The sequence below is a fragment of the Roseomonas gilardii genome, assembly GCF_001941945.1.
GTDB lineage: Bacteria > Pseudomonadota > Alphaproteobacteria > Acetobacterales > Acetobacteraceae > Roseomonas.
Genome location: NZ_CP015583.1, coordinates 968,849 through 986,564, shown reverse-complemented (window position 1 = coordinate 986,564; position 17,716 = coordinate 968,849). Strand labels below are relative to the sequence as shown.

Annotated in this window: 15 protein-coding genes; 5 read left to right on the top strand and 10 right to left on the bottom strand. The window is 70.1% G+C overall.

The annotated features are described in order from the left end of the window. Window positions 1–24 precede the first annotated feature (24 nt). Both RGI145_RS04290 and RGI145_RS04285 read left to right on the top strand, forming a co-directional pair. Complete coding sequence (locus RGI145_RS04290; RefSeq protein WP_075797374.1) at window positions 25–393, top strand: hypothetical protein; 369 nt, start codon at window positions 25–27, stop codon at window positions 391–393. 179 nt (window positions 394–572) lie between these two features. Next, entirely contained in the window at window positions 573–2,075 is a 1,503-nt protein-coding gene (locus tag RGI145_RS04285) for an MDR family MFS transporter (RefSeq protein WP_075797373.1), read from the top strand. Between the two features lie 33 nt (window positions 2,076–2,108). Here RGI145_RS04285 and RGI145_RS04280 read toward each other — a convergent pair whose 3' ends face one another. The 4 genes from RGI145_RS04280 to RGI145_RS04265 form a co-directional block, all read right to left on the bottom strand. After that, complete coding sequence (locus RGI145_RS04280) at window positions 2,109–2,636, bottom strand: GNAT family N-acetyltransferase (protein WP_075799828.1); 528 nt, start codon at window positions 2,634–2,636, stop codon at window positions 2,109–2,111. A 192-nt stretch (window positions 2,637–2,828) separates the two neighbouring features. Beyond that, window positions 2,829–4,241 carry an esterase-like activity of phytase family protein gene (locus RGI145_RS04275; RefSeq protein ID WP_208863928.1) on the bottom strand — a complete coding sequence of 471 codons (1,413 nt, stop codon included), beginning with the start codon at window positions 4,239–4,241 and terminating at the stop codon, window positions 2,829–2,831. A gap of 115 nt (window positions 4,242–4,356) precedes the next feature. Then, window positions 4,357–4,968 (bottom strand): GNAT family N-acetyltransferase, encoded by a 612-nt coding sequence (locus RGI145_RS04270; protein WP_237183201.1) that lies wholly within the window; start codon window positions 4,966–4,968, stop codon window positions 4,357–4,359. Window positions 4,969–5,141: 173 nt separating this feature from the next. Continuing rightward, window positions 5,142–5,501: a hypothetical protein gene (locus tag RGI145_RS04265; RefSeq protein WP_156878430.1), complete on the bottom strand. Its 360-nt coding sequence runs from the start codon at window positions 5,499–5,501 to the stop codon at window positions 5,142–5,144. A gap of 228 nt (window positions 5,502–5,729) precedes the next feature. On the opposite strand from RGI145_RS04265, the gene RGI145_RS04260 reads away from it, so the two are divergent. After that, window positions 5,730–6,521: a ferredoxin--NADP reductase gene (locus RGI145_RS04260; protein WP_075797370.1), complete on the top strand. Its 792-nt coding sequence runs from the start codon at window positions 5,730–5,732 to the stop codon at window positions 6,519–6,521. Between the two features lie 106 nt (window positions 6,522–6,627). Here the strand turns inward: RGI145_RS04260 and RGI145_RS04255 are convergent, their stop codons facing one another. From RGI145_RS04255 to RGI145_RS04245, 3 genes are all read right to left on the bottom strand, one after another. Beyond that, entirely contained in the window at window positions 6,628–8,322 is a 1,695-nt protein-coding gene (locus RGI145_RS04255) for a cation acetate symporter (protein WP_208863927.1), read from the bottom strand. Next, on the bottom strand, window positions 8,322–8,684 hold the full coding sequence (locus RGI145_RS04250) for a DUF485 domain-containing protein (RefSeq protein ID WP_237183200.1): 363 nt from the start codon (window positions 8,682–8,684) through the stop codon (window positions 8,322–8,324). The genes RGI145_RS04255 and RGI145_RS04250 overlap by 1 nt, the downstream gene beginning before the upstream one ends. A gap of 232 nt (window positions 8,685–8,916) precedes the next feature. After that, window positions 8,917–10,023, bottom strand: coding sequence for an FUSC family protein (locus RGI145_RS04245; protein WP_083670387.1), 1,107 nt, complete (start codon window positions 10,021–10,023; stop codon window positions 8,917–8,919). A gap of 182 nt (window positions 10,024–10,205) precedes the next feature. Here RGI145_RS04245 and RGI145_RS04240 point away from each other — a divergent pair, with 182 nt between their 5' ends. Next, complete coding sequence (locus RGI145_RS04240; protein ID WP_075797369.1) at window positions 10,206–10,805, top strand: nitroreductase family protein; 600 nt, start codon at window positions 10,206–10,208, stop codon at window positions 10,803–10,805. 19 nt (window positions 10,806–10,824) lie between these two features. Here the strand turns inward: RGI145_RS04240 and RGI145_RS04235 are convergent, their stop codons facing one another. The 3 genes from RGI145_RS04235 to RGI145_RS04225 form a co-directional block, all read right to left on the bottom strand. After that, window positions 10,825–12,108, bottom strand: a complete 1,284-nt coding sequence (locus RGI145_RS04235; RefSeq protein WP_075797368.1) for a DUF2254 domain-containing protein — start codon at window positions 12,106–12,108, stop codon at window positions 10,825–10,827. 114 nt (window positions 12,109–12,222) lie between these two features. After that, window positions 12,223–13,353 carry a peptide chain release factor 2 gene (gene prfB / locus RGI145_RS04230; RefSeq protein WP_075797367.1) on the bottom strand — a complete coding sequence of 377 codons (1,131 nt, stop codon included), beginning with the start codon at window positions 13,351–13,353 and terminating at the stop codon, window positions 12,223–12,225. Window positions 13,354–13,469: 116 nt separating this feature from the next. After that, complete coding sequence (locus RGI145_RS04225) at window positions 13,470–16,025, bottom strand: penicillin-binding protein 1A (protein ID WP_156878429.1); 2,556 nt, start codon at window positions 16,023–16,025, stop codon at window positions 13,470–13,472. Window positions 16,026–16,542: 517 nt separating this feature from the next. Between RGI145_RS04225 and RGI145_RS04220 the strand changes: the two genes are divergently transcribed. Further along, window positions 16,543–17,679 (top strand): acyltransferase family protein, encoded by a 1,137-nt coding sequence (locus RGI145_RS04220; protein ID WP_075797366.1) that lies wholly within the window; start codon window positions 16,543–16,545, stop codon window positions 17,677–17,679. The last annotated feature ends 37 nt before the right edge of the window (window positions 17,680–17,716 follow it).

Below are 17,716 nucleotides of genomic sequence, written 5' to 3'. Positions count from 1 at the left end.
TAAAGATATCCTTATGTCCAGCAGATGGCCTGGACCCTCGACGCCCGCATCCCCCTGTCGCCGCTACCGGACGCTGCGGCCTTGCGGCAGACGCTCCAGTCGGGTCCGCCCGCCGCGCTGCTTCTGCCGGAGGGCCATCCCGGCTTCGGCGGAGCGGTGGCCACCGCCCGCTTCCAGCCCTTCGCCAGCCATGCGGCGGCCTGCGCCTGCTGTGGTGGCAGATCTCCCGTGGCCCAGGCGCTGGACCGCCTCTTCCTGGACCGCGTGCGCGGCACCTGCCCCTGGTTCGAGCGCGTGCTGGCCTTGGCGGACACGCCGGAGGCAGCCGCCATGCTGCAAGGGGCGCTGCGCCAGGATGCGGTGGTCGCGGCCCGGTTTCGCGCGGCCTCCTGAACCCACCCCCGGGGCTTTACGCCGAGGCTCAGCCCTGCCGGCATGGCTGACCGGATGGCGATGGGCCATGCCGGATCGGCCCCACGCACTATCCTTCCGGGAAAGCCTGCCCAGATCATCCGGGTGACGACCCGCGCGGCCCATGCGCGTGGGCCCGCCAGGGACGCCGAGGAAACACCATGACCACCCCGCCCATACCCGCCCGGCGCCCGCTCGTGATGGCCTGCATCATGGTGTCGATGTTCATGGTGGCGATCGAATCCACCATCATCGCCACCGCCATGCCGCGCATTGTCCGGCAGCTCGGGGACTTCTCCCTCTATTCCTGGGTCTTCTCCGCCTTCCTGATGGCGCAGTCGGCCACCACGGTCATCTATGGCCGCCTCGCCGACATCCATGGCCGCCGCCCCGTGCTCTTCGCCGGGATCGCGGTCTTCCTGGCCGGTTCCCTGCTCTGCGGCTTCGCCTGGTCGATGCCCTCGCTGATCCTCTTCCGGCTGCTCCAGGGCCTGGGCGCCGGCGCCATCCTGCCGGTGGGCACCACCGTGGTCGGCGACCTCTACCCGCCCGAGGAACGCGCCCGGGTGCAGGGGCTGCTGGCCAGCGTCTGGGCGGTTTCCGCGGTGATCGGCCCCATGGCCGGGGCGGTGCTGGTGGAGCGGGTCTCCTGGTCCTGGGTCTTCTGGATCAACCTGCCCATCGGCCTCCTCACCATCGCCGGCCTCGCCTATGCACTGCGCGAGACGGTGGAGCGCCGCACCGCCAGCGTGGACTATCCTGGCGCACTGATCTTCGCCGGCTGCGTCGGGGCGCTGCTGATGCTGCTGACCCTGGCCGGGGGCGACGCCTCCTGGCGCGGCCCCGGGATGCTGGTGGCAGGGCTGGCGCTGCTGGCAGGGGTGCCGCTGCTGCTCTGGCAGGAATCCCGCGTGGCCGCCCCGATGATCGCCCTGGACCTCTGGCGCGAGCGCATCATCCAGTCCGCCAACGGCGCCACCCTGCTCGCCGGGATGGGGCTGATCGGGCTCTCCGCCCTGTTGCCCGTCTATGTGCAGGGGGTGGTCGGCGCCTCGCCTCTAGCCTCCGGCTTCACCCTGACCGCCATGTCGCTCGGCTGGCCCCTGGCCGCCAGCCAGACCGGCCGCATCAACCGGCATCTCGGGATGCGCAACACCACGCGGCTGGGCACGGGCCTCTTCGTGCTGGGCACCGTGCCGCTGCTCTTCCTGGATGCGGACTCGCCACTGCCGCTGGCAGCCCTGGCCTCCTTCCTGGTCGGCCTCGGCATGGGGCTGTTCACCACCACCTGCGTGCTGCTGGTCCAGGGCAGCACCGGCTGGTCACGCCGGGGCGCGGCCACCGCCTCCAACGTCTTCTCGCGCCTGCTGGGCAGCACGCTCGGCGTGGCGCTGCTGGGCGGCATCCTGAACCTGGGGGCGCAGAGCGCCCTGCGGAGCGCGGGCAGTGGCGATTCCGCCGGGAAGATCCGCAACATCCTGGGCGAGGGCGGCATGGCCGGCCCCATCGAACCGGCCCTGCGCGGCGCTCTCCTGCACGGGCTGCACTGGGCTTTCTGGGCCGTCTTCGCCCTGGCGGTGCTGAGCTTCCTGCTGGCGCTGCGCATCCCGCACCCGGCCGCCCAGCCCCGCCTGGGCGACAGCGCCCGGCCTCAGGAAGGATGACCCCGGCCCATCCCGCGCGGATGAGCCAGCCGTTCAGGCGTCGCTGGGCAGGCTGCGGTCGCCGTCGCCGAGCGGGCGCTGCATGAACACCACGTCCAGCCAGCGGCCGAACTTGAGCCCGGCAGCCCGCAGCACGCCGGTCTGCCGGAAGCCCAGCGACAGATGCAGGCCGATGGAGCCGACATTCTCGGCATCGCCGATCACCGCGAAGATCTGCCGGAAACCGGCCGCCTCGGCGCGGCTCAGCAGCTCCGCGACCAGCGCCTTGCCGACGCCCTGGCCGCGCACGTCGTCACGGATGTAGATCGAATCCTCCGCCGCGAAACGATAGGCGGAGCGGTCGCGGAACTGCGCGTAATAGGCATAGCCGACAACCTCGCCCGCCTCGTTATCCGCCACGAGCCAGGCCCAGCCCGCCTTCTGCACATGCTCCAGGCGATGCCCCATCTCCGCCTCGTCCGGCGCCTCCTCCTCGAAGGTCCCGGTGCCGCGGGCCACGTGATGGGCATAGATGGCGGTGATCGCCGGCAGGTCGGTCGGTCGCGCGTCGCGAATAGGCATCAAGATCTCCATATTCGCGACGAACTTGTCGGCGGGCGGCGCGGGAAACAAGCCATACCGTCCGCACGGCCGCGTCTTTCTTTCGGGAAACCCGCGAAACAGCCCTCCCACCCGGCCGTCGGGGCCGGGTGGGAGGGAGGCATGGCGCCCGGGGCTTGCGTCCCCCCCGCCCCAGGCGTCACGCGGTCCGCATCAGCGCGCCTGGAGCAGTTCCGGCACCGACAGGAGGATGAACTCATTGTCGTCCGCCTTGGCGAGTTGCCGGCCGGCGCTGAAAGGCAGGTTGTTGTCGTTGGCCACGATGATGTGCGTGTCGTCCACCCGCGCCACGTTCTCGATCGTGAGGAAGGGGAAGGAGAAGCGGCCGGCCTCCAGCCCCGTGTCGCCGCGCTGCCGCGCCAGCCCCTTGGGATCGCGGATCGCCATCAGGTCGATGCCGCCGATGCGCCGGATCTCGCCGTCGCCCTCGTCCGCCCCCATGTCCACCAGCGTGATCCGCTTCACCCGCGCCGGGGTGGCGAAGCAGGCCGGCGGCTTCGCCCCGCCGGTGCAGGCGCGGGAAGGATCGCCCTCGCCGTCGTCGCGCTCGATCACCAGCGCCCGGCGGTCGTCGATGAAGTTGAAGTCGCCGATCGACACGGCACCTTCGGAAAGCCGGAAGCGCTTCGAGCGGCCCGTCCACTCCCCCTTCTCAACCGAGAATTCCAGCACCCGCAGGAAGTTCCCCTCCCCCTGGTCGCTGCCCGGCTTGAAGAGCGGCTTCTCCAGCATCGCCCAGAGCGTCTTGCCATCCGGCGTCAGCGCCATGCCCTCGAAGCCGCCCGAACGGCGCGAACGGAAAGGCAGCACGCCGTTCGGCGTGGCGGCGGTGCTCAGCGCAGGGTGGTCGGGCGACATCAGCACCTGCCCGTCCAGCTTCGTTTCCACCACGCGGCGGACGCGGCCCTCGCGGTCCACATGCACCAGGAAGGGGCCGAACTCCTCGCCGATCCAGAAGCCGTCGGCCACGGGCTGGATGCTTTCCGGATCGAAATCGGCTCCGGTCAGGTAGCGCCGCTCCGTCGCCTCATGGACGATGCGGAAGGGCACCTTCCGCTCCGGATCGGACAGGAAGATCGTCTGTTCCACCTGCACCGCGCCGGTCGCGAAATCCGGCCGGATCTTGCGGAAGGCCAGCAGCGCGTCGGAGCTGTTGCGCTTGTTGCCGAAGCCGTTGTCGGTCAGCACCCAATAGGCACCGGGCTCGCCTGCCACCGGCTTGATACCGGAGAAGCCCTGCACCGGCTGCCCCTGGAAGGGCAGCGAAAGGCCGGTCGGCCGGCCATCGGGCGCCGGGCCAGTGGTGCCGGGAATGCTGCCGGCCTGGTCGGTCCGCAGGTTGCCCGGGCCGGTGAAGCGGCCGGACATCCGGGTCTCGGCAGGCGCGTCGCCGGGGGCCGGGACCATGGTGTTGGCCGGCAGCACGGCATGGCCGGCCAGCACGGCCTCGAAATCCCGTTCCGCCGCCTGTCCCTGGCCGGGCAGGGCCAGGGCGGCGGTCACGAGGCTGCCCAGCAGCAGGGCACGGAGGGAGGCGCGGAAAGTCCCGCGGATGAAGTTCGGCAAGCGAATCGCCCCTGTTCTCATGGGGCGCGCTTAGCCTCCGCAGGCTGCAAACCGGTGACAGACCCATGACACAGGGATGACGCAGACGTCACCCACACCTGTCGGAAGGCGCCCGTCAGGGAACGGGGTTGGTGCCCGCGATCTCCCCCATCGACTGGCGCGGGCGCCCCGCATGATCCCAGTTGGCGTCGTCCAGCCAGGCGGCGATCACCTCCCGCCGCGCCGGCCACTCATCCTCCAGGATCGAGAACCAGGCGGTGTCGCGCGACCGGCCCTTCACGATCTTCACGCTGCGCAGCGTGCCCTCATAGGTGAAGCCCAGCCGTTCCGCCGCCCGGCGCGAGGGGGCGTTCAGCGCATGGCACTTCCAGGTCAGGCGGCGATAGCCGAGATCGTCCATGGCATGACGCATCAGCAGGAACATCGCCTCGGTGGCCGCGCGGGTCCGCTGCAGCCGGGGGCCGAACCAGATGTTGCCCAGCTCGATATGCGCATCGGCCGGGAAGATCTCCATCAGGGTCAGCCAGCCATCCGCCGTGCCGGTGCGGTGCTGCCGGATGGCCCAGGCCATGGGGTCGTGATGGCTGGCGAGGCCGGCCACGTGGCGGCGCATCGCCTCCTCGTCCCGGAACGGGCCATAGCCCAGATAGGCCCAGGAATCCTCGGCATTCGTCGCCGCCCGGAACAGGTCCGGAGCGTGGCGGGGATGCAGCGGCTCCAGGTCCACGTTCTGTCCGTGGTGCGGGATCCTGGCTGGCAGGGGCCGCGGGGTGTCGTCCACGACAGGCCCCAGCGGAGGCCCCTGAAGTGAAACGGTGGATGGCGTGATCATCGGGGTGTGATCCTGGCGCCGAAGCGGCACTTCGGCAATGCGCCGCGACATGGGCCTTCGGACAGGATTCAGGCCAGGATGTTCACCTGCGAGGCGGCGGCGGTGAGCTTGGTCTGGGCCTGGGTCACGGCCTGCTGGGCCTGGGTCAGCGCCGCCTGGTCCTCGGCGATCCGGCTCGCGCTCGCCTGGGCCTGCTGGTCGGCGGCCAGTTGCTGCTGCGCCCTCGCCTCCTCCGCCTTCGCCTCCTCCAGGGCGGCCTCGAGTTCCGAGGTGTCGCTGCCGCCCTGGCTGGCTCCGGCGGCGCTGCCCTGCGACGCGCCGGTGGCGGTGCCGGAGGAGGCCGCCTGGGTGGCACCGGTCCGCGCATTGCTGGCGGAGGAGGACAGCGGATAGCCCTGCGTGCCCGTGGTGGCGGTGATGCTGGTCATGGCCAAGGTCTCCCGCGCCCGCCCCATGGCCGAAGACCCCTCCGGCCGGACCCGGCGCGCGGCGCAAGGGACCATGGGGAGGTTGAGAAAGCGTGAAGATGCGCCCCATGGGCAGCCGGGGCGGGAGCCATCCCCGCCCGCGGCATTGCGAATATTCGCAAACCACAGGGCAGGAACGTTCATTCCACGTTGCCTTCCTTGGCGCGGCACCCCATAGCTTCCGCCGTCATGAACGCCCCCGCACCCAACGCCGCCTTCTTCCACGAGACGGTCCTGTCCGTGCATCACTGGACCGACCGGCTCTTCTCCTTCCGCACGACCCGCGACCCGGGCCTGCGCTTCCAGGCCGGGCAGTTCGTGATGATCGGCCTGATGGTCGAGGGGCGGCCGCTGTTGCGTGCCTATTCCATCGCCTCCGCCCCCTGGGACGAGGAGCTGGATTTCCTCTCGATCAAGGTGCAGGACGGCCCCCTCACCTCCCGGCTCCAGCATCTCCAGCCGGGCGACAAGATCCTGGTCGGGCGCAAGCCGGTCGGCACGCTGATCCTGAGCAACCTGCGCCCGGGCAAGACGCTGTGGCTGCTCTCCACCGGCACCGGCCTCGCCCCCTTCCTGAGCCTGATCCGCGAGCCCGAGGCCTATGACCAGTATGAGCGGGTCGTGGTGGTCCATGGGGTGCGCCAGGTGGACGAGCTGGCCCATCGCGAGATGATCGAGGCCGAGCTGAAGCAGCACGAATTCCTCGGCGAGATCATCGGCGACAAGCTGCTCTACTATCCGACCGTGACGCGCCAGCCCTTCCGCAACCAGGGCCGCGTGACCGACCTGATCACCTCCGACAAGATCACCGGGGATCTCGGCCTGCCGCCCATCTCGCCCGAGCATGACCGCGTCATGCTCTGCGGCAGCCCGGAGATGCTGGCCGATTGCCGCAAGATCCTGGAGGAGCGCGGTTTCCACGAAGGCAGCCAGCACGAGCCGGGCGAGTTCGTGATCGAGAAGGCCTTCGTCGAGAAGTAGCCGCCCGCCACCGGGCGAAAACGGAAAAGGGGGATGGCCAGCCGGCCATCCCCCTTCTTCGTTCCTGCCAGCCGGGGCCGGGGAGGACACCCCCCCGGCCGCGCGGTCAGTGGACGTGCGCCTCGGAGGCACCGATCCCGGTCTCCGAGCGCACATACTGCGCGTCGAAGGACGCGATCTCGCGCCGCGCCCGCAGGCTGTTGTCCATCTTCGAGAAGGCCCAGATCCCCACGAAGGCCAGCGGCATCGAGAAGATCGCCGGGTTGTCGTAGGGGAAGAGCGCCGCGGCATGGTGGAAGGTGTCCACCCAGACCGCCTTGCTCAGCACCACCATCGCCACCGCCGCGACGAGGCCCAGCAGCCCGCCGCAGAGCGCGCCGGTCGTGGTCGTGCCGCGCCACATGGTGGACATCAGCAGCACGGGGAAGTTGCAGCTCGCCGCCACGGCGAAGGCGAGGCCCACCATGAAGGCGACGTTCTGGTTCTCGAAGATATAGCCGAGATAGATGGCAACGAGGCCGATCACCACGGCGGAGATCTTCGACAGCCGCACCTCCTTCTTCTCCGTGGCACGGCCACGGGCGATCACGCTGGCATAGAGGTCATGGCTGACCGCCGAGGCGCCCGAGAGCGTCAGGCCCGCGACCACGGCCAGGATGGTGGCGAAGGCCACGGCGGAGATGAAGCCCAGGAAGAGCGAGCCGCCCACCGCATTGGCCAAGTGCACCGCCGCCATGTTGGTGCCGCCCAGAAGGCCGCTGATCTTGTTGTAAACGCCCGAGGCCCCGTTGGTGTAGTAGGCCGGGTCGTTCATCAGGAAGGTGATGGCGCCGAAGCCGATGATGAAGGTGAGGATGTAGAAATAGGCGATCAGCCCGGTGGCGTAGAAGACCGACTTGCGCGCCGCCTGGGCGTTCGACACCGTGAAGAACCGCATCAGGATATGCGGGAGCCCCGCCGTGCCGAACATCAGCGCGAGGCCCAGCGAGATCGCCGAGACCGGGTCCGCCACCATGTTGCCCGGCGCCATGATGCTGACGCCCGCCGGGTGCACCTGCACGGCGGTGGCGAACATGCGCTCCGGGTTGAAGCCGAAATGCCAGAGCACGGCGAGCGCCATGAAGGTGGCGCCAACCAGCAGCAGGCAGGCCTTGATGATCTGCACCCAGGTCGTGGCCTTCATGCCGCCGAAGGCGACATAGACGATCATCAGCAGGCCGACGATCACCACGGCGTAGAGGTATTGCAGCCCGAAGAGGAGCTGGATCAGCTTCCCCGCCCCGACCATCTGCGCGATCAGGTAGAAGGCCACCACCACCAGCGTGCCGCTGGCCGAGAGGATGCGGATCGCTGTCTGGTCCAGCCGGAAGGAGGCGACGTCGGCGAAGGTGAACTTGCCGAGGTTCCTCAGCCGCTCCGCGATCAGGAACAGCACGATGGGCCAGCCGACCAGGAAGCCGATGGAATAGATCAGCCCGTCGAAGCCGCTGGCGAAGACCAGGCCGGAGATGCCGAGGAAGGAGGCCGCCGACATGTAGTCGCCGGCGATGGCGAGCCCGTTCTGGAACCCTGTGATGCCGCCGCCCGCCGCGTAGAAGTCGGCGGCCGAGCGGTTCTGCGAAGCGACGCGGTAGGTGATGACCAGCGTCATCGCCACGAAGGCGACGAACATGACGATCGCCGCCCAGTTCAGCGCCTGACGCTGCACCGGCCCGGAGATCGCGTCCGCGGCATAGGCCATGCCGCCGAGGCCGAGGGCCAGCGTCCCGGCGGTGACGGTGAGGAGCTTGAGGAGGCGCATCAGCGGCTCAGCTCCTGACGCAGGCGCTGCGTCATCGCGTCGAAGCGCGTGTTGGCGCGCGCGACATAGATGCCGGTCAGCACGAAGGCCGAGACGATGACGACCAGGCCCAGGATGATGCCCGTGGAGGTCGCCCCCCCGGCGATCGGGGTCGCCATCAGCCCATGGGCGAAGGCCACCAACAGGATGAAGCCCAGATAGATCACCAGCATCACGATGGAGAGCGTCCAGGCGAAACCCGAACGCTCCTTCACCAGTTCCTGGAAGGTCGGGTTTCGCAGGATGCGGTTGACCTCGCTGTCCCTGGCATCGGCCGTGGTGGCACCGGTGACGGGTATCGTTGTTCCCAGCGGGATCGCCATTCTGTTTCCTCGATTCGCGGGTCTGTGGCCCGTTTGCTGTTGGCGGTGGCCAGAGCGGCCATCCCTGCGGACATGGCCGCGAAAGGCGCCCCGGTTCGGACCCTGCCATGTTCGTTCGGCATGGCGACAGGGTCAATCGCGAAAAGGGCCGGAGCCTCCCCTGGGGTGGGGCGGCCCGATGATCGGCTGTCGGAACTGTTTCAGAAACGCGACACATTCCGGACCGGGAAGGTCAAGGTTCCCGCTTTCCGGGGGCGTCGCCCGCCGCATCCCCGCCCGTCCTCCCGGGGTTCGCGGACAGCCACCCCAGCAGGTCCACCACGAAGGCGAGGGCGCTGCCGACCAGGGTCGCCAGGATGCGATGGCCCGCCGCTTCGGGCTCCGGCATGGCCACCAGCGCCAGCAGGAAGACCACATAGGCGCTGATCGCCGTGGACAGCGCGGCGTAGTTCACCCGCTGCAGCGCATAGCTCGCCCAGGCCAGGGCCAGGACCAGCAGAGACAAGGCCCAGGGCCCGGGCTGGAGCAGCGCCGCCACCAGGGTCGCACCGCCTGCCCCCAGCAGGGTCCCGGCCACCCTTTGCAGACCCCGGGAATAGGTCTCGTCCAGCCGCGGCTTCAGCACCATCACCGCCGTCATCGGCGCCCAGTAGCCGTTCGGCAGGTCCAGCAGCCGGCTGGCCACCACGGCCCCCATGGCGGCGCAGGCCAGCCGCAGTGCATAGGCCCGGTCCGGATTCCGGCGGCTGGCGAGCAGGCGCAGGGATTCCAGGAATTCGGGGATCTGCAGGTCGGAGGGCCAGCCCTGGGGCGAAGGCAGGTAGCGCCGGCATGCCACCAGGATCACCCACTGCAAGGCGCCCCCCACAAGGATCAGGCCGCCCCGGCCCAGCGCATGCTCCAGGCTGGACGGAAAGGCGCTGGCCACCGCCAGGGCGATGTTCCATTGCAGCCCCAGCCACCAGGCCCCGGTCCCCACCGCCGCCAGCAGGCCGCAGGCCGCCGCCCAGAACCCGCTGGCCAACAGCAGCAGCGGCAGCCAGTGCCCCACCAGGGAGCCCACGGCAGCCGAGGCCGCCATGCCCAGCATCGCCACCAGCATCGGCATCGCCCAGCCGCGGGAGAAGCGTTGCAGCGCCCCGAAGCCGACCGACATGGCGCCGCTGGCCGCCACCAGCCCATCCGCCGGATGCCCGCTCAGCAGCCCCGCCAACAAGGCCAGCGCCAGTGCCGGCAGGCAGAGCCAGGCGATCCGGATCTGCCGGGCCTTCCAGTCCAGGTGGAAGATCGCGCCCGGTGGCTGGAAGTCCGGCAGGCGCTGGCGGAAGATTTCCGGCATGGTCCCCCTGGTATGGTCCCCCTGGTATGGTCCCCGTCGGCGCTTCCGGGAAAAGGCTCGCCGGAACGCTTCGTTGCAACGCCGGGTTTGCGTCGCTGCGCGAAAGGCGCGAGAAATGGGACCGCTCAGGTCCGGAAAGCATCCGCCGGTCCTGCCCGCCGCCACTGCCCCGGAACCTCGCGATGAACGACCTTGGCCCGCTTTCCTCCGGAACCGCCTCGCCGGCGCTGGAAGCCCTGCTGACCCGCCATTCCGTGCCGGCCCAGATGCTGCGCGCGCCGGGACCGGAGGGCGAACGGCTGCACCGTATCCTGGAGACCGCCCTGCGCGCGCCGGACCATGGCGGGCTGCATCCCTGGCGCTTCGTGCTGATCCGGGGCGAGGCGCGGACCCGCTGGGCCGCCGCCGTCGAAGAGGCGATGCGCGCCCGCGACCCCTCGGTGACACAGCCGATGATCGACAAGCAATGCGGCCGCATCCTGAACGCGCCGCTCACCATCGCCGTGGCCGCCCATATCCGCGAGGGCAAGATCCCGGAGGTGGAGCAGATCCTCACGGTCGGGGCCGGGGTGATGAACCTGCTGAACGCCTTCCATGCCGAGGGCTTCGGGGCGATCTGGCTGACCGGCGCGAACGGCTATGACCCCGCCCTGGCCCTCCGCCTCGGGCTGGGCGAGAACGAGCGGCTTCTTGGCTATGTCTTCGTGGGCACGCCGGATGGGGAGGCCCGCCAGCCCCGCCGCCCGGATCTCTCGGCCCATGTGACGGACTGGGCCGGCTGACCGGCCCGGCGGCGCGCGCTCACAGCGCCGGGAAGTAGCGCGCCCGCCGCCGCTCGAAATCCACGAGCCCGGCCGGGTCCTCGATGGTGCGGCGCCCGGCCTCCAGCACGAACCCCGCATGGCGGCGCAGGGCGGCCAGCCGCTCCGGACGGTGCTCCACGCCGCTCACCTGGCCCAGGCTTTCCAGCAGATGGATCAGCACCGGGGCGCTGCCCGCCATGTCCTGGCGCAGGATATGGAACATGGCGTCGCAGAGCCCGTCATAGGTGGTCACGCGCCGGAAGACCCTGGCCTGCCCTTCCCGGAACAGCACCGGTGCCGGCATGGGCCGGTCGGCGACCCGGCAGAGGATGTCCACCAGCCGGTTGATCACGGCGATAGCGGTAAAGGGGTCGTTGCTGCTGGGCGAGAGCGCGCGGTCGCCGATCTCCACGAGCTGCCGCACGGCGAATTCCAGGTCCTGTCCTGCTGCCTGCCGCTCGCCCAGGATGAAGGCGTCGCAAACCCTGCCGGCGGCCTCCTCCCCATCCACCTCCCCCGCCACCTCGGCCAGCGGCATGCCCTGGCTCACATATTCGCCCGGCCGCATGAGGAGGCAGACGACGAGCCCCCTCTCCGCCGCCCAGTCGGCTAGCCCTTCCGTGTCCAGGGAGCGGATATAGCCCCCGCTGGTTGCCCGGACCGGCCTGCCACCCTCCGGCGGACGCGCCGCTCCCGGCTCCGGCGGCTCCTCCCGCGGCAGGAGCCGGTCCATGGTCTGCACCAGCTCGTGGTGCACGTCCTCGATCACCCTCTCGACATTGATGCCGCTCGCAATGTGGTGGACGAACCAGACCAGGGTCGCGACACAGAGCAGGGCCAGGAGCAGCGCCCCGGTGACCGCCAGATGCGGCACGAAGGCGTCCTCCTCCACCGAGCGGACGGTGCGCAGCACCATCAGCACATAGGCGAAGGTGCCGAGGAAGATGCCCAGGGCCATCTGGTTGCCCCGGTCGCGCATGAAGTTGCGCAGCAGCCGGGGCCCCATCTGCCCCGAGGCGAGGGACAGCGCGGCGATGGTGATGGAGAAGACCGTGCCCGCCACGCCGATGGCGGAGGAGGCGATGGCGCCCAGCAGCGCCCGGGCGCCGCTCTCGCCCCCGGCATAGATCCAGCCGGAGGGCGCCCATTCATGATCCGAGAAGGCGCCATCCAGCCGGACCAGGACCTCCGCCGCCACGACGCCCAGCGTCACGAGCACCGCGGGGCGCAGCCAGAAGACTTCCTGGAGGCTTTCCATCCAGGCCCGCAGCCGGGCCCTCATGCCGCCATGGCCGGACAGCGGTGCCGCATCCCCTCTCTCCCCTCCTCCCGTCACGGCAAAGACGCCGGAGGCGGGGCAAGCGTTGCAGGGGAAAGGCCCAGGTCAGATGGCGGGTCAGATGGCGGAGGCGCTGGCCTCGGAACGGGTGCCGCCGACGCGTTGGGCCAGGGCGGCGGCCATGAACTCGTCCAGGTCGCCATCCAGCACGGCGGCCGGGTTGCCCTTCTCCACGCTGGTCCGCAGGTCCTTCACCATCTGATAGGGCTGAAGGACATAGGAGCGGATCTGGTGGCCCCAGCCGATATCCGTCTTGCCCGCCTCGACGCCCGCCGAGATGGCCTCGCGCTTGCTCAGCTCCAGCTCGTAGAGCCGGGCGCGCAGCATATCCATGGCGATGGCGCGGTTGCGGTGCTGCGAGCGGTCCTGGGTGGAGGCCACCACGATCCCGGTCGGGATATGGGTGAAGCGCACGCCGGATTCCGTCTTGTTCACGTGCTGCCCGCCGGCGCCGGAGGCGCGGAAGGTGTCCGTCTTCAGGTCGGCCGGATTGATCTCGATCTCGATCCGGTCGTCGATCACCGGATAGACATAGACGGAGGCGAAGGAGGTCTGCCGCCGCGCCGCCGCGTCGAAGGGGCTGATGCGCACCAGCCGGTGCACCCCGCTCTCGGTCTTCAGCCAGCCATAGGCGTTGGGGCCACTGATCTGGAGGGTGGCGGACTTGATGCCCGCCTGCTCGCCCTCGCTCTCCTCGGTGATCGTGACCTTGTAGCCGCGCTTCTCCGCCCAGCGCATGTACATGCGCCGCAGCATCTCCGCCCAGTCCTGCGCCTCTGTGCCGCCAGCGCCCGCATTCACCTCCAGGAAGGCGTCGTTGGCATCGGCCTCGCCGGACAGCAGGCTCTCGATCTCCCGCCGCTTGGCCTCGGCGGCCAGCGCCTTGAGATCGGCCACCGCCGCATCCGCCGTGGCGGCATCGCCCTCGGCCTCGGCCAACTCGATCAGGTCCAGCGCATCGCGCACATCCTGCTGCAGCCGCGCCACGCCCTCGATCTGGTCGGCCAGCCGCCCGCGCTCGCGCATCACGCGGCCGGCCTCGTCGGCATCGTTCCAGAGAGTCGGGTCCTCGGCCCGGGCATTCAGCTCGGTCAGGCGGATGGTCGCCGCGTCCCAGTCCAGGTGACGGCGGAGCAGGGAGACGGATTCTTCGATCTGGCCCTTCAGGGCTTCGGCATCGGCACGCATGGGGGGCCCCGACTGGCGCGGCCCTCCACCCCAAGGTCGGGGCCGGGCCGCGTCTCACACGAAATGGTCATCCAGGCACGCCCCACCCCCCGGCGGGGAGCGGGGCGAAAGCGGGTCTAGTAGAGCCCGCCCAGGCTGCTGTCCACGGCGGAAGCGGTGGGCGGGTCTCCGCTGCCCCCGCCGCCGCCGCCCAGCGGCGCCCGGGCGCTGTTCTCGGTGCCGGGGCGGAAGGCCTCGGTGATCGGCGCGCCATTGAAATCCGTCATCCGCACCAGCGCTACGCCGGGCGGGGCGCGGAAGGGCACCGGCGGGCTGTCCTTCAGCGCCGCGGCCAGGATGTCGTGCACGATCGGCGCGGCATTGCCGCCACCGGCCTCGCCATTGCCGAGCGAGCGGCTGTCGTCGAAGCCCATCCACACCGCCACGACGATGTCCGGGGTGAAGCCCACGAACCAGTTGTCGCGGAAGTCGTTGGTGGTGCCCGACTTGCCGCCCACCGGCCGGTCCAGCCCCTTGCCGGCGGCCGTGCCGGTCCCGCGCTCGACCACGCCGGTCAGGATGTTCACCATCTGATAGGCGGCGATCGGGTCGGCGATCTGCTTGCGCTCGTCCTTCAGCACCGGCGGGCCGGCGGAGATGTCGGCGTCGCAGCCGGCGCAGGAACGGATGTTGTTGCGCCAGACCGCCCGGCCCAGCCGGTCCTGCACGCTGTCGATCAGGGTCGGCGTCACCTGCCGCCCGCCATTGACGAAGGCGGCATAGGCGCCGGCCATGTGCAGCACCGTGGTCTCCCCGGCGCCGAGCGACATGGCCAGCACGCGCGGCATGTTCTGGATGACCCCGAAGCGCGCGGCGGAATCGGCCACCTTGTCCATGCCGATCTCCTGCGCCATGCGCACGGTCGGCAGGTTCAGCGACTTCTCCAGTGCCGTCCGCATCGTGACATAGCCGCCCGAGGCCCGGCCGGAATAGTTGCCCGGCCGCCAGGGGCCCTGCGGCGTCATGATCTCCAGCGGCGCGTCCAGCAGCTGCTGGTTCGGCGGGATGCCCATCTCCAGCGCCGGCAGATAGACGAAGGGCTTGAAGGAGGAGCCCGGCTGCCGCATCGCCTGGGTGGCGCGGTTGAACACCGACTTGTCGAAGGAGAAGCCGCCGGTCATGGCCAGCACGCGCCCCGTCGCCGGGTCGAGCGCCACGGCGGCGCCCTCGACCTGCGGCACCTGGCGCAGCTGTGCGCGGCCGTTGCCGGCGGGCTCCACCATCACGACGTCGCCCGCCTTCACCACATCCGCCATGCGGCGCGGCGCGGCGCCGATCCGGCCCTGGGCGTTCACCGCCCGGGCCCAGCCGCTGACATCGGAGAAGTTCAGCGTGGCCTGGCGCGGCTGCGACGCCTGGCTGCCCGGCGGGCGCTCCAGCCAGGCGACCCGGGCCTCGCGATCCTTCACGTCCAGCACCACGGCCTGCCGCCATTCCGGCATCAGCCCGGCGGGGCGGGGCAGCGCCTCCAGCGCCGGCATCCATTCCGAGGCCGCGGCGGAGATCTGGGTGACGGGGCCGCGCCAGCCGCCCCGGCGCCGGTCATACTCCAGCAGGCCCCGGCGTAGAGCGTCCTCGGTCGCCTGCTGCAGCTTCGGCTCCAGAGAGGTGCGGACCACGAGCCCACCCATGGTCGTCTGCTCGTCGCCGAAGCGGGCCAGCAGTTCCCGCCGCACCTCCTCGGTGAAGTAGCGGCCCACGGCCAGGACCTCGGGGCGGCCGCGGTTCGGCGGACGGATCGGCTCCCGCTTGGCCTGCTCCGCCTGGTCGCGGGTGATGGCGCCGTCCTCGGCCATGCGGTCGATCACCCAGTCGCGCCGGGCCTTGGCGGCCTCCGGATAGCGCACCGGGTTGTAGTTGTTCGGCGCCTTCGGCAGCGCGCCCAGGAAGGCCATCTCGCCGATGCTGAGGTCGCTCAGGCTCTTGTTGAAATAGTTCCAGGCGGCGGAGGCCACGCCATAGGACTGCTGCCCCAGGAAGATCTCGTTCAGGTAGATCTCCAGGATGCGGTCCTTGGACATGGCGGATTCGATCCGGTTGGCCAGGATGGCCTCGCGGATCTTGCGCAGCATGGTGCGGTCGTTGCCGACCAGCATGTTCTTGGCGACCTGCTGGGTGATGGTCGAGGCGCCCACGGCCCGCCGGCCGGAACCCATCTGCTCCAGGTTGGTGACCGCAGCCCGGGCGATGGCGAGCAGATCGACGCCGCCATGGCTGCGGAAATTCTGGTCCTCGGCCGAGATGAAGGCCTGCTGCAGCAGCGGCGGGATCGCCTCGATCGGCACGAAGACCCGGCGCTCCAGCGCCAGCTCCGCCATGAGCTGGCTGTCCGAGGCATAGATCCGGCTCATCTGCGGCGGCTGGTAGTCCGCCAGCCACTTGTAGTCCGGCAGGTCCTTGGCGGCCGTCTGCCAGAGCGCGAAGGCGGCGATGCCGCCCACCACGACGCCGACCAGGGCCAGCGCCACGATGCCGCCGAGGATGCGGCGCAGCCAGCGGTGACGCGGCCGGGCCTGCCGTGCGTCGCGGCGCGCGCGCCTGTCCCGGCCGGGCCGCGGGCGCCCGTCCCGGCCATCCTGCTGCGGGGCGTCGCCGCTCAGGGGAGCGCGCTCCCGTTGGCTGTCATCACTCATCGTCGCCCCAATACATGCTCGCGCCCCGCCGGTGTTGCGCATCCTGCGCCGGGGCCGCCCCCATCACGCATTGCTGTGCGGCGCATCCCGCAGGACGCTCCCGAACCATCCCGGACCATCCCCCGGGAACGAGGCCGGCCGGAGACCGACCCACCAGATATCCCTTCCCGGCCCATGCCGGACCGCCCATCTTCACCGCTCGCCGCGGACACCCGACAGGCTCCGCAGGCGGGAGATTGATAGGCGAGGCAGGGCCGGCATCGGAACCCGCGTTCCGCCACAGCACCAATCCCCGCCTTCCTCCCCGACAGGCATTCCCGCCCCTCCGAAGGGTGCGAATGGCCGCCGCTCCCACAGCAGTGACCCGCAGATAGGCGCAGAGAATGCTTGCCGCCAGTGGCCGCGGACGCTAGCAGGGCGCCGGAAATCTCAAAAATCAGTATCCGGCTGATTAATAGTTTTTCGCGCTTGCGAGATTGCGGTTAATGTCCGCCCCACCATCAGCGAGGCACATTCCATGGCGACAGCGGAAAACCCTGCCCCGCGCCCGAAGCTGCGTCTGGACTATCTGGACGCCCTGCGCGGACTGGCGGCGCTTGCGGTCGGCTATTTCCACATGGCCATGTCGATCCGCGAGCAGGGCCTGCCCCTGTCGCCCGGCGAGGCGCCGGTGATGGACCTGCTCACCCTGGGCCTGGACCTGGGCAAGGCGGCGGTGGTGCTGTTCTTCACCATCAGCGGCTTCATCGTGCCGATCAGCCTGTCCCGCGGTGGCCATGCCCCCGTGCGCCGCTTCCTGTTCAGCCGCTTCTTCCGCCTCTACCCGCTCTACTGGCTCGCCCTGGCCCTGTGCCTGCTGGTGTCGCTGCTGCAGGCCCATGACTGGCCCCTGCGGACCATCCTGGCCAACCTGACCATGGTCCAGGGCTTCATGGGCTTCCCGGACATCAACGGTGTCGCCTGGACCCTGCAGATCGAGATGGTCTTCTACGTCCTCTGCCTGGGGCTTTTCCTCAGCGGCCGGCTGGATTCCGTCCAGTCCCAGTTCCTGGCGGTGATGGCCTTCCTTGCCGCCGGGCTCGCCCTGGCGGTGCTGCGCTACATGCTGGTGCTCAAGCTGCCCGTGGCCCTGCCGCTGGCGCTCTCGGTGATGTTCTTCGGCTGCCTCTGGCGCGGCTATGTGATCGAGGACCGCGCGGATGCGCGGCGCGCCTCCTTCCGGGCGCTGCTGGCCTTCGCCGTGCTGCTGCCGCCGATCTGCCTCCTCGCCTACAACCACGACTTCGGCTACAACGAGACGTGGTGGCGGTATCTGGTCACCTATTTCGTGAGCCTGGGCCTTTTCGCCCTCTGCACCACCGTCCTGCGCATGAACCTGCGGCCGCTCGCCTGGCTCGGCGCGGTCAGCTACTCGATCTACCTGCTGCAGTCGCCGATCTGGGGCCTCACCTCGATCCTGGGCCTGGCCCCCTTCCCCATCCCCTATGGCGCGCATCTCTACATCGCCGTGGTGATGGGCATCACCGTGGGGATCAGCGCCCTCACCTATTACTGGGTCGAGAAGCCGATGATCTCCCTCGGCCGTCGCCTCGCGGACAGCATGCCGCGCCGCCGCGACGCACCGGCCGTGGCCATGGCCGACAACACGATGTGACGTTCCCTGCCCGGTCCCGCGTCGCGACGCGGGACCG

Coding starts and splice junctions, on each gene's coding strand:
- RGI145_RS04245 (WP_083670387.1), bottom strand. CDS start 10,023: ATGCCGGAAATCTTCCGCCAGCGCCTGCCGGACTTCCAGCCACCGGGC.
- RGI145_RS04285 (WP_075797373.1), top strand. CDS start 573: ATGACCACCCCGCCCATACCCGCCCGGCGCCCGCTCGTGATGGCCTGC.
- RGI145_RS04260 (WP_075797370.1), top strand. CDS start 5,730: ATGAACGCCCCCGCACCCAACGCCGCCTTCTTCCACGAGACGGTCCTG.
- RGI145_RS04290 (WP_075797374.1), top strand. CDS start 25: ATGGCCTGGACCCTCGACGCCCGCATCCCCCTGTCGCCGCTACCGGAC.
- RGI145_RS04225 (WP_156878429.1), bottom strand. CDS start 16,025: ATGAGTGATGACAGCCAACGGGAGCGCGCTCCCCTGAGCGGCGACGCC.
- prfB (WP_075797367.1), bottom strand. CDS start 13,353: ATGCGTGCCGATGCCGAAGCCCTGAAGGGCCAGATCGAAGAATCCGTC.
- RGI145_RS04250 (WP_237183200.1), bottom strand. CDS start 8,684: ATGGCGATCCCGCTGGGAACAACGATACCCGTCACCGGTGCCACCACG.
- RGI145_RS04220 (WP_075797366.1), top strand. CDS start 16,543: ATGGCGACAGCGGAAAACCCTGCCCCGCGCCCGAAGCTGCGTCTGGAC.
- RGI145_RS04265 (WP_156878430.1), bottom strand. CDS start 5,501: ATGACCAGCATCACCGCCACCACGGGCACGCAGGGCTATCCGCTGTCC.
- RGI145_RS04235 (WP_075797368.1), bottom strand. CDS start 12,108: ATGAGGGCCCGGCTGCGGGCCTGGATGGAAAGCCTCCAGGAAGTCTTC.
- RGI145_RS04240 (WP_075797369.1), top strand. CDS start 10,206: ATGAACGACCTTGGCCCGCTTTCCTCCGGAACCGCCTCGCCGGCGCTG.
- RGI145_RS04280 (WP_075799828.1), bottom strand. CDS start 2,636: ATGCCTATTCGCGACGCGCGACCGACCGACCTGCCGGCGATCACCGCC.
- RGI145_RS04255 (WP_208863927.1), bottom strand. CDS start 8,322: ATGCGCCTCCTCAAGCTCCTCACCGTCACCGCCGGGACGCTGGCCCTC.